This window comes from Pedobacter sp. N23S346 (genome assembly GCF_048515415.1).
In the GTDB taxonomy this organism is placed as follows: Bacteria; Bacteroidota; Bacteroidia; order Sphingobacteriales; family Sphingobacteriaceae; genus Pedobacter.
Window position 1 is genome coordinate 311,794 of the sequence record NZ_JBLYEE010000002.1, and the last position, 14,008, is coordinate 325,801.

Here is a 14,008-nt window from a genome sequence, read left to right on the forward strand (position 1 = left end):
ATAGATGCTCCAATTCACGTCAACAGGAATTGGAGCATTTTATGTTTTGCCTAAGATCTTCAAACCAACTGAACTACTCATTGTTCTTTAATAAATTTTAAGGTATGTCTAAATTTTCAGAATTAATTAATGGTGATAAACCGGTTTTAATCGATTTTTTTGCTGAATGGTGTGGGCCATGTAAAATGATGAAGCCAATTTTGGAGCAATTAAAAGGACAGGTTGGCGATTCTGTTGCCATTATAAAAGTTGATATTGATAAAAATCCAGCTGTTGCATCTGCCTATAACGTGAAAAGTGTTCCTACCTTAATGTTATTTAAAAGTGGCAAGCAGCTATGGCGACAGAGCGGTGTTGTACAGGCTTCACAGCTAAAACAGGTTATCGATTCAAATTCATAATTAAACTTCTAAAACATTTCCTGGTGTTACGGCAAAAATCCGCTCTTTAGTTTTTGGATAAATGTTGCATAAGCCTGTAAAGAGACTAAATGCTGGTAAAACAGCATATTCATTTCCAAAAAAGAAGCAGGGAAATTTTAAGCGTTGTTTTGCTTTTCCAACAATGGTTACACCGGGATGAATATGACCACTAATGGGATAAAGTTCTTCTTTAGTATTTTGAGGGGCATCGTGAATAAAACAAAATGGACCTAAGCAAAAGCTTGGTTCATGTATTTCAATATGCATGGCCGCATAATCTGCAGCCGCCAGTCGATCGTGATTTCCCTTTACCAATAATAAATTCAAACTTTGATATTGCTTTTGCCATGTAGAAAAATCATCAATATCTGTATTTAAACCATGATGAAACATATCACCGTTAATCAGTAGTGTCTCTGGCTTATATTTTTCGATGAGTAAACTCAAACGGTGTAAATCACTTTGTGCGATGGTCGATGGAACCTGGACACCTGCTTGCCGGAAATGCGCCGATTTGCCTAAATGCAAATCACTAATGGCTAAAAGTTGGTGTTTCGGTAAGTATAAAGCCCTTTCTTTGTCTAAAATCAGTTCTTCCCCGTGGCTTGTTATGGTCATTAATTTATTTATTTTTTTAGTATTGCATTCCACCCAGCTAAGCCAGAATAGAAAATCCTCGTTCTGCTTTAAACCGGCCTAACAAATTTTTGGGAGAGCAGATGCAAGGCCTATTCACTTACCTTAATACAAAATTGCCGGCTAGGACTAAATACTTATTATATTTTCTCCGATTCCGCCTTCATTCTGGCAATTCTTTGTTCCAATTCTTCCGAGCTCATGTTTTCCCTTAAACTATCTACCTTAATGGGGAAGGATAGTGGGGTAAAGCTTTCCGGATTGGTAATTACAATTGCTCCATTCTGAATCCGATCTAAAGCAGCGGCCAATCGTGGTTCTTCCAACTGTTGGTAAAACACTTCATCGTAGGCCTGGCGCAAAAGTAAATTATGTTTATCGTAATCACTAAAAACATTAAAAAACAAACCTGCGGATGACTGGAGGTGTTTATTGGCTACGTATTTACCAGGATAACCTTGAAAAACTAAACCAGAAATACAGGCAATATCTCTGAACTTTCTTCGTGCCATTTCTGTTGAATTGATACTTAAAGTAATATCTTCAGTTAAGTTTTTAGGTGAAAAAACATCATAAGCAATTGATTCATCCATTGGTATTTCAGTTTCACTTAACAGTTCAAAGCCGTAATCGTTCATGGCAATCGAAAAGCTAATCGGCAATAACTTACTTAAACGATAAGCTACTAGAGCGGCCAAGACTTCGTGAACCAATCTTCCCTCAAAAGGGTAGGCAAAAAGATGAAAACCTTCTTTATTATTGATTAATTCGATCAGCAATTCATCGTTTCGTGGCACATGCGATCGCTTTTCCTGCAATAAGAATAGCGGATAAACAGAATCAAGTTCTTCATCCTGATGGGTTTTATCTAATGCTTCATTGTATTTCTTTCTTAAAACAGAACCTAAATTCGATGATAATGGTAATCTGCCACCATTCCAGCTCGGTGAGATGGCATTTTTTTGTTTACTGTTTCTTACGATAACAGTCATGTCTTTTACATGTATAAATTCCAATACCCGTCCGGCCAGGCGAAAATTATCGCCAGCTTTTAAACGGGTTATGAAGTATTCTTCAACCATTCCAATGTAACCGCCTGAAAGAAATTTGACTTTCAGCATGGCATCACTTACAATGGTGCCGATGTGTAAACGATGACGCATAGCCAGCTGCCTACTTTTAACTTTCCAAAGGCCATCTTCATCTTTCGTAACCTTTTTAAACTCATTATAAGCGCCTAAGCTGTCGCCACCTGAAGTGATAAACTGCATCACCCACGACCATTCTTCCGGCAAAATGAGTTTAAAGGCATGGGAGTTTCTGACCTCTTCAAAAATAATTTTATCGTCAAATCCATCTCCAATCGCCAGTGTAACAAGATACTGAACCAGGGTATCGAATACCATTATAAATGGCTCACGGCTTTCGATATTATTGGATTTTGCAGCTTCTTTAATGGCTGCTGCTTCCACTAACTCCAAAGCATGTGTTGGCAGAAAATAGATTTTGGAAACCTCATGAGGCGAGTGGCCGGAACGACCAGCACGTTGTAGAAATCTGGCAACCCCTTTTGGAGATCCTACTTGTACCACTGTATCAACAGGTTTAAAATCGACTCCTAAATCTAGTGACGAAGTGGCAATCACAGCCTTTAATTGTCCGGTATGCAGCGCATCTTCGATCCAGTTTCTTAATTCAAAATCAATAGAACCGTGATGTATGGCGATTCTACCCGCGAGTTCTGGTTCCAGGTTTAGAAGGTGTTGATACCACATCTCAGACTGCCCCCGAGTATTAATGAAAATCAAGGTCGTTTTACTTTTCTCGATGATGGGTAATAACTTATATGCTAATTTTAAACCCAGGTGACCAGCCCAAGGCAAGGTTTCAATATCATCAGGTATTATAGATTTGATAATGATTTTCTTTTCTAAATCTGCTTTAACGATTATACGTTTTGCTTCCAGGTTGGGTTCTAAAACATCGAGTGCTTCTTCAATATTCCCAATCGTTGCCGAAATTCCCCAAACCCTTAAAAATTGGTTTTTCTCTAATTTTTGTAAGCCTTTAATTCGGGATACGGCAAGCTCAACCAATACACCGCGTTTACTGCCTAAAAGCTCATGCCATTCATCTGCAACAATACATTTTAAATTTTTGAATAGTATGGAAGAACCTTTTTGAGCCAAAAGCAGATGTAAACTTTCGGGCGTAATCAGTAAGATTTCTGGCATCGATTTTTTTTGCTGAACTTTTTCCGACTGTGAGGTATCGCCATTTCTAACCCCTACATGCCAGTCTAAATCCAGTTCGAGTAAAGTTTCTCTCATGGCTCTTGCCAGATCTTTTGCCAAAGAGCGGAGTGGTGTAATCCAAATGAGTTGTAAGCGATCTTTTGCTTTTTTGTTATTTATTTCGGATGCATTTAATGCCTCAATAACCACGGCAAGAAATAAGGAAAACGTTTTGCCAAAACCAGTTGGGGCATTTACTAAACCACTGTAACCATTAAGATAATACTGCCAGGCATCCTCCTGAAATTGAAAAGGCTTGCGCTTATTCGATTTCAGCCAGGCTTTTATCTTTTTATAACCTTTGGTTTTGGTTTGATCCATGTTTTATATGAGGAACTAATTTAAGTTATTTTAATATTGTTTATGGCTACGCCTGAAGTAATCTCAATGCGATCGTTAAATAGCTGATATTATATGCTTGTTTTGCTCAGTTACAATGAAATTCTAGAACGTAGATTCCAACAGCTGCCTTAAATCTTCCAACGTATTAATCTCTTCTGCCTTTTTATCTTTCCGCCAACGTAAAATACGCGGAAACCGAAGGGCCAGTCCGGCTTTATGTCTTTTACTTTCTGCAATTCCTTCAAATGCAATTTCGAAGACCAATTCTGGTTTTACGGTACGCACCGGCCCAAATTTTTCGATGGCATTTTTGGTTACAAATGAGTTGACTTCTTTAATTTCTTTATCTGTTAACCCGGAATAGGCTTTTGCAATGGTGACTAAATTTTCTCCATCCCGAACAGCAAAAGTATAATCTGTAAAGAAATTTGCCCTTCTACCGCTACCTTTTTGCGCATAAATCATTACTGCATCTACCGTATAGGGATTAATTTTCCATTTCCACCAATCGCCTCGTTTTCTACCGCTGTGATAATGAGAACTTAATTTCTTAAGCATAATTCCTTCGCTATTAATTGAGCGGGAGGTTTTTCTTAATTCGGCCAGTTCTTCCCAGGTTTTGCAATTAATTACAGGAGAAAGGATAACAGCACTTTCTTCTAAATTTCCTATGAGCTGGTCTAAGATTGCTCTTCTTTCACTCAAAGGGTGTTCACGAAAGTCTTGGGTTTCAAATTCCAGAATATCATAGACAAAGAAGCCAATTGGTGCGTCTTCCAACTGCTTTTTATTGATCGTTTTACGGTTTAAACGCTGTTGCAGGGTGCTGAACGATAAAACCTGTTTGTCTTGTACAGCGAGGATTTCTCCGTCAATTACAACACCATCAGGTAAAACATCAATTAAAAAATGTAGCTCTGGAAATTGTTCAGTTACCAGTTCTTCTCCACGACTCCAGATAAAAAGTTCACCGTTTCTTTTCACAATCTGCCCGCGGATCCCGTCCCATTTCCATTCGGCCTGCCATTCAGAAATATCACCTAACTTTTCTGGTTCTTGTTCTAATGCATAGGCGAGGCAAAAGGGGTAAGGCCAGGAATTATCTGTATTAACATGAACACCGTTAATCAGTTCATGAAAGGTAATTTCATAGGGATTCCACTTGCCCATAATGCTATGCATGATTTGAGCACTTTCTAAACTACTTTGCTTAGCCAAAGCATTAACAAGCATTTTGTTAGAAACCCCGATCCTGAAATTTCCCGAAATGAGTTTATTGAAGATGAAACGTTCCTGCGTTTCAAGTTGATTCCAGGCATTTAAAATAAATTCTTTTTTTGTTTCATCATCTTTTCCTTCCAAATCGTGCAACTCTTCAATCCATTTATGTAATTGTAAATCTGACGTGTTTTTAGCAGGCGGCAGGAGCAGGGCAATGGTTTCACTTAAATCGCCTACGTTGGAGTAGCTTTCAGAAAACAACCATTCAGGTGTTTGCGTAATATCAATTGCCCAGTATTTTAACAGGGCAGATTTGATAGGGCGTTTTGGCTTTTTGCCTGTAAAAAGGGCAATTACCCAAATTTTATCTTTATCATCTGCATAGTTAAAATAATCTACCAACGCAGCGATCTTGTCGTTTGTTTTATTGCTCTGTTCGAGTTTCTGAATTAATCTGGCGAAACGTTTCATAGTTTATTTGTTATCGTTTTGCTCAGCTAAATCAACTTTATTTTCTTCGTCGTCTTCCTGGCCAAATTTAGTCATCATCTCTTCTGATTCGATACCGCTATCATTTAAAAATCGACTAAATGCAGCTGTAAAACCATGTGTTACATAAACTTTTTCTGCACCAGTTGCCGTAATAGCATCCATTAATCCAGGCCAGTCTGCATGATCACTTAAGGCAAAACCAGCATCGGCACTTTGCCAGCGTCTGTGAGCGCGAACCTGCATCCAACCTGAGCAAATTCCGGTTACAGGATGTAATAAGTTTTTAATCCAACGGCTGTCTCTCATTGCCGGAGGAACAATTACAATTCCTTTCTGTAATTCATCTTTTGTTGTTTCTGGCGTAATGCGGATAGTTTCAGGCAAATTAACGCCCACATCTATAATCACTTCATTTAAGTTTGCAATGCTGTTATGCACGTAAATAGGCACATTACCAGCGAGGTTCTTAATCAGTCGTTGTGCTTTCCCCAAGCTATAAGCAATTAATACACTTGTTTTTTGTGCTTCAATATTATCGCTAATCCAGTTTTTGATGCCGTTAAAAACAATATCTTGCTTTTGCCATTTGTAAATGGGCAAACCAAAAGTGCTTTCAGATACGAAAGAGTGACATTTAACGGGTTCAAATACATCACTAATTCCATCATCTTCCGTTTTATAATCACCAGATATAACACATACTTCACCTTTGTATTCTAAACGAACCTGTGCAGAACCAATGATGTGGCCAGCGGGATAAAACGATATATTTACACCGTTGCGAACAATGCTTTCACCATAATTTAATGTTTCTACATTTAAATCTTCACTAATACGGCGTTTAATAATGGGTTTGGTAAGGGTATGGCATAGGTAGTACTTATTGCCAAATCGAACATGATCGCTATGCCCATGTGTAGTTACAGCATAATCTACCGGCCACCAAGGGTCTACATAGAAGTCGCCTTGCTTGCAATAAATGCCTCTTTTGGTAAATTCGATTAATGCCATGAATAGTAAACAACAAATTGGGCTTTAAGTTTTATATCAATATCGGCTAATTAGCCGATAATCTTAAATATCGGCTAATTAGCCGATAAAGTGAAATATCGGGTAATTACCCGATAATTTTTGTATAATCAAATATTTAGGGATATATTAGTATTATGATTTGCATTATAACAGGTGATATTGTAGGCTCGAGAAAGATAAAGGATAATTGGTTAGCTGATCTAAAAAGTGCTTTAAAACAGGTTTCAGAACAGAATAGTAAGTGGGAGATTTATAGGGGAGATAGTTTTCAGGTAGAGGTTGAACCAGAAAATGCCATTAAAACTGCTGCTTATTTAAAGGCATGTATCAGGGTAAATAAACCAGCGGATGTAAGAATGGGAATAGGTATTGGAGCGGTTAAAAGTAAACGGAAAAAGCTTTCAGAATCAGACGGAGATGCTTTTGTGAACTCTGGGGGTGCATTTGATAGTTTAAAACAAGCCAAAGTTAATTTGGCTATTAAAACTGATTTTCCGGAATTTGATGAAGAAATTAATGTAATGATCAGGCTTGCATTAATTACGATGGATAGCTGGGGAATTGTAGCAGCAGAAATGGTTAAGCTTGCTTTAGAACACGAAAATCTATTGCAGAGCGAACTGGCCGTTATTTCTGGAAGAACACAATCATCTGTAAGCGAGGCGCTAAAAAGGGCACATTATTCTGAACTAATGGATATGGATAAATTATTTCGTAAAAAGTTGAACCAAATATTACCTAAATAATGGATATCATTTTAATTAAACTTGTGCTTGTCCATTTAATTGGTGATTTTTTTCTTCAACCCGGATCTTGGGTAAAAGACAAAGAAAATAAGAAGCTAAAGTCTGGTAAGCTTTATTTACATGTGCTCGTTCATATGGGGTTGATATTTCTGGTTTTTTTAAGTTTTGGTATCTGGAAAGTGGCGTTAAGTATTGGTGTAATTCATTTAGTGATTGATGCCTTAAAATCTATATTTCAAACCAGAAAGAATGCCAGGATTTTGTTTTTTGCTGATCAGGTTTTACACTTCAGTTCTATTGTACTGATCTGGCATATTTTTTATAATGGATATTTAGATAGCAGTTATTTGAATGAAATTAAAACCTGGATTTTAATTTCAGGGGTTTTGTTTCTGACTATGCCTACATCTATAATTATGAAAGTGATTATTGCAAAATGGTTACCTGAAAGTGATGATGAAAGCCCAAAATCGTTGCAGAATGCAGGGAAATATATCGGGATTTTAGAACGTGCCTTAATCTTTGTTTTTATATTAACCAATCATTTTGAGGCCGTTGGGGTTCTGCTCGGTGCGAAATCTATCTTCCGATTTGGGGATTTGAAAGAAGCGCATGATTTAAAATTAACGGAATACGTATTGATTGGAACTTTACTAAGTTTTGGTATTGCAATAGTTGTGTCATTGCTTACCGCTGGGATAGTAAGTAGTTAAATTCTAGAAATCTGTAGGTATTTTGCTAAGCAAACTTAAATAGAAGTACGGACCTTGCTTTCTAAACCCGATTGAAATGGAAATACTTTTTCTTAAACCTTGCAAGGTTGAAAAAGATTGAAATGAAAAGCGGGGCTATCGAAACCGATTCCCCGCTGAAATTGCTTTACAAAAAGATATTATCTTGCTCCTGGAGGACAGTTATCTTTTAAGAACTTAGTGTAAGTAAGTGATAAATGCTCACGGGTGCCTTCGCCTTCAGAGATACTATGGGTACGATTTGGATAGCTCATCAATTGAAAAACCTTTTTGTTTTTGATTAATTCATTGATTAACATTTCTGCATTCTGGTAGTGAACATTATCATCACCTGTACCGTGAATATATAATAAGTTTCCTTTTAAGTTTTTAGCATAGGTGATAGGAGAGCCTTTAACGTAAGCCTCTTTACTTGGGAAAGGGGTTCCCATGTAACGTTCCTGGTAAATGTTATCATAAGTTAACTGGTTACCCACCGCAGCGATAGAAATTCCGGTTTTGTAAATTTCAGGGTATTGGAACATCAGGTTTAAGGTTGATGAACCGCCACCGCTCCAGCCCCAAACGGCTACACGGTCTTTATCCATAAAGGCATTTGTAGCCAATAGTTTTTTTGCAGCCATTGCCTGATCGCGAATATTCAATACACCAATGTTTTTATAGATACTTTTGCGCCATACTGCACCTTTTGGAACAGGTGCGCCTCGGTTATCCATTGAAATATAGATGTAGCCATCTTTAGCCATATCGCCAGCATATAAACCATTACTACCAGCACCATAAGTATCGGCAGCAGTTTGAGAAGCAGGTTCGCCATAAACATAAAATACAACCGGATATTTCTTATCAGGATTAAAGTTATCTGGTTTTTTCATCCAGCCATCTAGTTCTATGCCATCTTCTGTCGTTACCTTAAAAAATTCTACTTTATTTTTCGCAGTTTCTTGTTTAGATAATTGATTGGTAATGCTTCCATCCATAGTGAATGGATTACTTGTTGTAAAATTCATCCATTCTGTAATGGGTCTTACAACCGAACTATTATAGTTATGACGGGCAAATGCCGCATTAGGAGAGATATCGTAATTATGTGTTCCTGGTAAAATTGATGGAGTTACCTGCTCCAATTTACCTTTTCCATCTAATTTTGTTTTGAATAAATACTTCTGTGTTGCATTGGTTGGCGATGCAGTGAAATAAACGTAATTATTTTTTTCATCTATTAATTTTACATCAATCACATCATAATTCCCTTTGGTAACCAGGGTTTGTTTTTTACCATCGCGACTTATTCTGTATAAGTGATTCCAGCCATCTTTATCGGATAAAATAGTAAACTCTTTATTGTCTGCTAGCCATTTCCATTCATCCTGTGCATCAATCCAGGCTTTGGCAGTTTCCGAATAAATTGCTTTTGCTTCGCCAGAGTTAGCATCACAAATGAAGACTTTACTTTCATTCTGCTCACGACTTAATTGCTGTAAAATAATTTCATTGCTGTTCGGCACCCATTGCATTCTGGGAATATAATGCTGAATATTATCACCAGGAACATTTAACCAGTTTGTTTTAGCTGACGCGATATCTACAACGCCTACTTTGCAAGCTGATGGATTTTCGCCAACTTTAGGATATTCTACGGGTATAGTGTAAGGGTAGATAGAATCGGTGTTGTTGATCATCAAAAAGTTTTTGATTTTCGTGGCATCTATTTGCCAGTAAGCAATTGTCTTGCTATCCGGGCTCCACCTGAAACCATCGCGGCACTCGAACTCTTCTTCGTAAACCCAATCAAAAGTTCCGTTAATCATTCGATCGGTTCCGTCAGTTGTTAGTGCTTTCGTACCTGTTCCATCTACATTTTCTACATATAAATTATGTTTACTCACGTAAGCTACCTTTGTTCCATCTGGCGAAATTTTAGCAAACATTAAAGAGGAGGCAGGCCTGTCTTTTCCAATTTGAGTAATTTTATTACTGGTTAAATCTGCTAACCAGTAATCGCCACGGGTATCGTAACGCCAAACTTTTTTACTGTTGGTATAGATTAAAGCTTTTGTACCATCTGTAGAAAACTGGAAACTGCGTACTGCAATTGCATTACTTTTTCCAGCTGGTGTTAATAAGGCTCTTGTAATTATTGTTTTCTTATCATTTTTCGGAAGCGTAACCGAAATAATTTCTCCATTAGAGATCTGATAATAAGAGTTTCCATCTTTTGCCCAGTTTATGCCTTGTGCTTTTACACCAAATACGGTAAAAACTACGATGGAAAGAAGTGATAATTTGAATAATAAGTTTTTAATCATAAAAATTTTGGTCATAAAAAAAGCTTTTTAACTTTTCGGCTAATTTAAATAAAAAGCCGGCAGTTAAAAAGCCTTATATTAATTGAAAGTGGTTAATTATTCACCACCACCTTGCATTTTAGCAAGATCATCCATAGTAACTACTTCGTAACCTGCTGGAACATCTTTAGAAATTGCACCTACTTTACCTTCTGCAATAGATTTAAGTGTAGTAGTGGTTTCAATACCTCTCTGCACTAAAGTATATTTTACAGGGAAAGCGGCTAAACCTGGGAAGTAATTTTGTGAACCAACATTTGGTAAATCTACTTCTTTAGTTGCCCAAAGCTCATGAGCACCACCTTTATCATCTTTAAAAGTATATTTTTCTGCACCAAAACCACCTACAGTTTGTTTCTCGCCAGTAGCTTTAAAATCAGAATATTTAGGTAATTCGCCCATTACTTTTGCCACATCTTCTTTGGATTGTTTAACAGCAAATTGTTTTTGAGCAATTGGCACATCAATTAAAAGTAAACCAGTTTTGTCATTGTTATCAGAAACAATTCCAATCATTGCTGGTCCTTGCTCCATTTCGATTTTAGTAAGGCCATTGTTAAATTTAACTTTTAACTCTGCAGGTGGTTCCTGACCGCCCATTGCAGATTTTTGCTCATCTGTTAATTTATATTCCAGTCCGTAAGTAAGGGTACCTTCGGTGATCTTCTTTTGGGCGTGAGCGATTACAGCTGTACCTACTAATATAAAGGCTACAACACTTGTTTTAATTGATTTGAACATGTTTTTATTTCAGTTTTAGTTATTTACCAGTTAATTTTTTCTTTGTTTAGAAATGCGGCAATTCCCTTTTTAAAGTCGTCGCTTTCACGAACACGGGCATTAATTTGAACAGCAGTTTCTAAAGTTTTTTCTAAAAGTGGCTTCGTGGTTTGGCTAATGAGTTGTTTTGTAATCATTAACGAATTCCCCGAACTCTCTCTACACAAACTTAAAGCAAATTCTTTAACCTTTTGATTAATTTCTGAGGAATTTGTTACAAAATTTATCAGGTTATATTTAAGTGCCTGTTCAGCAGGGAAGGTTTTTCCGGTCAGCAAAATTTCTCTGGCTATGGTTTCGTTAACCTTTTGCATCAAAAAACAGGAGACAATTGCAGGAACAAATCCGATTTTAACTTCTGTGTAACCAAAGCTACTCTCTGGTGTTGCAAAAATAATGTCGCAAATTGTTGCCAGGCCGCAGCCACCAGCAATGGCATGTCCCTCTACCTGGGCAATTACAATTTTAGGCAAGTAATAAATTGTGGTAAAAAGTTTCTTTAAGCGATTTGAATCAGCTACGTTCTCTTCGAAGTTGTTATTTTGAAGTTGTTGTAAATATTCTAAATCTGCGCCTGCACTAAACGTATTACCATTAGAATTTAGTACGATAACTTTAACTAGCTCATCTTCTTCAGCCTGAAGAAAAGCTTCTGTGAGTGCTTCAATCAGTGCTGGATTTAATGCATTACGCTTTTCGGGCCGATTTATGGTTATCGTAGCGATTCTTTCATTTACGCTGTATAAAACCAGATTTTCCATCAGTTTATAATTGTTCTTTAAAGGTGATGAAGCGATCATAAGCATATTCATTGCTATTTTTGAGCGGTTTGCTTAGGATGGTTCCATATTATTCGGTTAATCGAATCAAATATGCAGGATTTTTCTTTAAAACCTGAATAGGAACTTTATTATTTTGAGCAATTTTTTTAAACCAGTCAATCTTGTAATCTTTGTTCGTGGCATCGATAATAATGTTTTGATATTCGATTTCCTTCGGAAGCTTTTCTATTTTAAACTTCGTATTGTTAGTAAACCAAACGGCATTAAACCTTCCTCTGGCAGCCAGTCTTTTATTGTTAAATAAACTATCAATGATCAGGATTTTATATTGATCAAATATGATCTGCTTATCTTTCAAAATAAAGTGAGGCATCGTCAGCATGTTGGTTTTAATACTAATCATCTTAATACTATCCACTTGTGCCTGATCCAATGCGGGTTTAATGAAGAATTGAAAGGTCTTATCTTCCGGATTTAGATCTGTTAATAATATCGTTTGGTTACCTTGAATAAAAGCCGCTGCATAGTTTTTTCGAAGGGTGAAAAAGATGATTTTCTTTTGATTGGTAAATTCCCAGCTATTATAGGCTATCATTAATTGATAGATAATGAAGCTAGAAAGTGATAGGAATAGTAACCGTTTATTGTATTTAGTCATAGCGAACACAAAAAATACCAAAGAAATACTCAGCAGAATTAATTCCGGTAAGTTGATCCAAATAGATGAAAAAGTAGCGTAAGGCAAATCACCAATCCATTTTAAAACCTGGTTGGTGAAAACAATTATCCATTCGAAAATGCCCGAAAGTAGATCTATTGGCGGAATGAGTACGGCAATTCCTAAAATCAGGATGAGAATTAGCGGAATGGAAATAAATAAATTCCCTAAAAGAAAATAAACCGGAAATTGATGAAAATAATAAATACAAAGTGGAAAGGTGGCAATTTGTGCCGCTATGGAAAGTGCGATCAATTCCCATATCTTATTGACCCATTTGTTTTCAATGTACATCCATTTATAGATTTTTGGTTGAAGATAAATGAGTCCTAAAACAGAAAGGTAAGAAAGTTGAAATCCAACATCCCAGATCAAATAAGGATTATAAACTAATTGACAAAAAGCTGCACAAGCCAGGGTATTGTAACTATTTTTATTCTTAGCAAATGTTTTCGCAGTGATAAAAACGGTAATCATGATGGCCGAGCGAACCACCGATGGAGACAATCCGGTAATTAAGGCATAAGACCAGATCAAAAGGCAGATTAATATAAATTTCAGCACCTTAAATGATTTCTTTTTATCCAAAGACATCAATAGAAAATCGAGAATAAAAAAGACAATGGCTACATGGCTTCCTGAGACGGAAAGGGCATGAATAGTTCCCGTTTTAGAATATGAAGCTAAAGTTTCTTTCGAAAGATCAGCCCGGTAGCCTAATATAAGTGTAGAAGCTACAGCGAAAGCTTCATCATTTTTAATAAGTTTCCGGTATTTGGCTACTTGTTGAGCTCTTAATTCTAATGCAAATTTTAAAAGTGGGTTTCCAAGATTTTGATTTGTTTTAAACAGTTCGGTTTGATTGATAAATGACTGTTCATAAATGTTTTGCAATGCTAACCAGTGTTTGAAGTTAAATTCTGCAGGATTATATGGCGGCTCAACAGGTAGGTATTTAGCTGCTATAACTAATTCGTCTCCATATTCCAGTTTTAAAGGGTCAATGCTATCTAGTTTTGCTGCAATAAGTATCTGTCCACTCAATTTTATCTGTCTGGCTTGTTGATAACCCGCAACAACCTTGGCTTTAAATCGTAAAATACCACTGGCTTTTATCGGATCATCATTTACCCAAATTTTTAAGTAGTCTACTTTCTTTTTGGTAAAATAATCTGTTTTAAACTTTTCATTGTTTGTCAGGCAGACCAGACCACCTAAAAGGAAACATAGCAAGTAGATTAAAATACCAGTGAGTCCTTTAAATCTGTAAGCATTTAATTTTTTATAATAAATGTTAACGGACAAGATTGCCAGAAATAAAAAAAGAGCAATTGAACTAATAATGAAAATGAGGTTGTCTTCATGGAGAAAATAAAAAATTGAAATTCCGGCAACGAGCGGTATCAAAATCCTTACGAAAACATATTCTTCTTTGAACATAAT

The 14,008-nt window shown here is 36.6% G+C and carries 11 protein-coding genes; 3 read left to right on the forward strand and 8 right to left on the reverse strand.

Annotated elements, in window-relative coordinates; genetic code table 11:
- Positions 1-104: 104 nt before the first annotated feature.
- Positions 105-401, forward strand: a complete 297-nt coding sequence (gene trxA / locus ACN1CD_RS05155; RefSeq protein ID WP_419129254.1) for a thioredoxin — start codon at positions 105-107, stop codon at positions 399-401.
- Here trxA and pdeM read toward each other — a convergent pair whose 3' ends face one another.
- From pdeM to ACN1CD_RS05175, 4 genes are all read right to left on the reverse strand, one after another.
- Positions 402-1,040 (reverse strand): ligase-associated DNA damage response endonuclease PdeM, encoded by a 639-nt coding sequence (gene pdeM / locus ACN1CD_RS05160; protein WP_419129255.1) that lies wholly within the window; start codon positions 1,038-1,040, stop codon positions 402-404.
- Positions 1,041-1,198: 158 nt separating this feature from the next.
- Complete coding sequence (locus ACN1CD_RS05165) at positions 1,199-3,673, reverse strand: ligase-associated DNA damage response DEXH box helicase (protein ID WP_419129256.1); 2,475 nt, start codon at positions 3,671-3,673, stop codon at positions 1,199-1,201.
- Between the two features lie 123 nt (positions 3,674-3,796).
- Complete coding sequence (locus tag ACN1CD_RS05170; RefSeq protein WP_419129257.1) at positions 3,797-5,386, reverse strand: ATP-dependent DNA ligase; 1,590 nt, start codon at positions 5,384-5,386, stop codon at positions 3,797-3,799.
- A gap of 3 nt (positions 5,387-5,389) precedes the next feature.
- Positions 5,390-6,418 carry a ligase-associated DNA damage response exonuclease gene (locus ACN1CD_RS05175; RefSeq protein WP_419129258.1) on the reverse strand — a complete coding sequence of 343 codons (1,029 nt, stop codon included), beginning with the start codon at positions 6,416-6,418 and terminating at the stop codon, positions 5,390-5,392.
- A 155-nt stretch (positions 6,419-6,573) separates the two neighbouring features.
- Here ACN1CD_RS05175 and ACN1CD_RS05180 point away from each other — a divergent pair, with 155 nt between their 5' ends.
- Entirely contained in the window at positions 6,574-7,185 is a 612-nt protein-coding gene (locus ACN1CD_RS05180; protein ID WP_419129259.1) for a SatD family protein, read from the forward strand.
- Positions 7,185-7,898, forward strand: coding sequence for a DUF3307 domain-containing protein (locus tag ACN1CD_RS05185; protein WP_419129260.1), 714 nt, complete (start codon positions 7,185-7,187; stop codon positions 7,896-7,898). The genes ACN1CD_RS05180 and ACN1CD_RS05185 overlap by 1 nt, the downstream gene beginning before the upstream one ends.
- A 179-nt stretch (positions 7,899-8,077) precedes the next feature.
- Here the strand turns inward: ACN1CD_RS05185 and ACN1CD_RS05190 are convergent, their stop codons facing one another.
- From ACN1CD_RS05190 to ACN1CD_RS05205, 4 genes are all read right to left on the reverse strand, one after another.
- Complete coding sequence (locus ACN1CD_RS05190; protein ID WP_419129261.1) at positions 8,078-10,261, reverse strand: S9 family peptidase; 2,184 nt, start codon at positions 10,259-10,261, stop codon at positions 8,078-8,080.
- An 81-nt stretch (positions 10,262-10,342) separates the two neighbouring features.
- Positions 10,343-11,026 (reverse strand): hypothetical protein, encoded by a 684-nt coding sequence (locus ACN1CD_RS05195; protein WP_419129263.1) that lies wholly within the window; start codon positions 11,024-11,026, stop codon positions 10,343-10,345.
- A gap of 23 nt (positions 11,027-11,049) precedes the next feature.
- On the reverse strand, positions 11,050-11,877 hold the full coding sequence (locus ACN1CD_RS05200) for an enoyl-CoA hydratase/isomerase family protein (protein WP_419129264.1): 828 nt from the start codon (positions 11,875-11,877) through the stop codon (positions 11,050-11,052).
- A 37-nt stretch (positions 11,878-11,914) separates the two neighbouring features.
- Positions 11,915-14,005 (reverse strand): ComEC/Rec2 family competence protein, encoded by a 2,091-nt coding sequence (locus ACN1CD_RS05205; protein WP_419129265.1) that lies wholly within the window; start codon positions 14,003-14,005, stop codon positions 11,915-11,917.
- Positions 14,006-14,008 lie beyond the last annotated feature (3 nt).

What these genes read in the sequence shown, in the direction of transcription:
- ACN1CD_RS05195 (WP_419129263.1), bottom strand. Translation starts at nt 11,026, where the DNA reads ATGTTCAAATCAATTAAAACAAGTGTTGTAGCCTTTATATTAGTAGGT.
- pdeM (WP_419129255.1), bottom strand. Translation starts at nt 1,040, where the DNA reads ATGACCATAACAAGCCACGGGGAAGAACTGATTTTAGACAAAGAAAGG.
- ACN1CD_RS05190 (WP_419129261.1), bottom strand. Translation starts at nt 10,261, where the DNA reads ATGACCAAAATTTTTATGATTAAAAACTTATTATTCAAATTATCACTT.
- ACN1CD_RS05165 (WP_419129256.1), bottom strand. Translation starts at nt 3,673, where the DNA reads ATGGATCAAACCAAAACCAAAGGTTATAAAAAGATAAAAGCCTGGCTG.
- ACN1CD_RS05175 (WP_419129258.1), bottom strand. Translation starts at nt 6,418, where the DNA reads ATGGCATTAATCGAATTTACCAAAAGAGGCATTTATTGCAAGCAAGGC.
- trxA (WP_419129254.1), top strand. Translation starts at nt 105, where the DNA reads ATGTCTAAATTTTCAGAATTAATTAATGGTGATAAACCGGTTTTAATC.
- ACN1CD_RS05205 (WP_419129265.1), bottom strand. Translation starts at nt 14,005, where the DNA reads ATGTTCAAAGAAGAATATGTTTTCGTAAGGATTTTGATACCGCTCGTT.
- ACN1CD_RS05180 (WP_419129259.1), top strand. Translation starts at nt 6,574, where the DNA reads ATGATTTGCATTATAACAGGTGATATTGTAGGCTCGAGAAAGATAAAG.
- ACN1CD_RS05170 (WP_419129257.1), bottom strand. Translation starts at nt 5,386, where the DNA reads ATGAAACGTTTCGCCAGATTAATTCAGAAACTCGAACAGAGCAATAAA.
- ACN1CD_RS05200 (WP_419129264.1), bottom strand. Translation starts at nt 11,877, where the DNA reads ATGAATATGCTTATGATCGCTTCATCACCTTTAAAGAACAATTATAAA.
- ACN1CD_RS05185 (WP_419129260.1), top strand. Translation starts at nt 7,185, where the DNA reads ATGGATATCATTTTAATTAAACTTGTGCTTGTCCATTTAATTGGTGAT.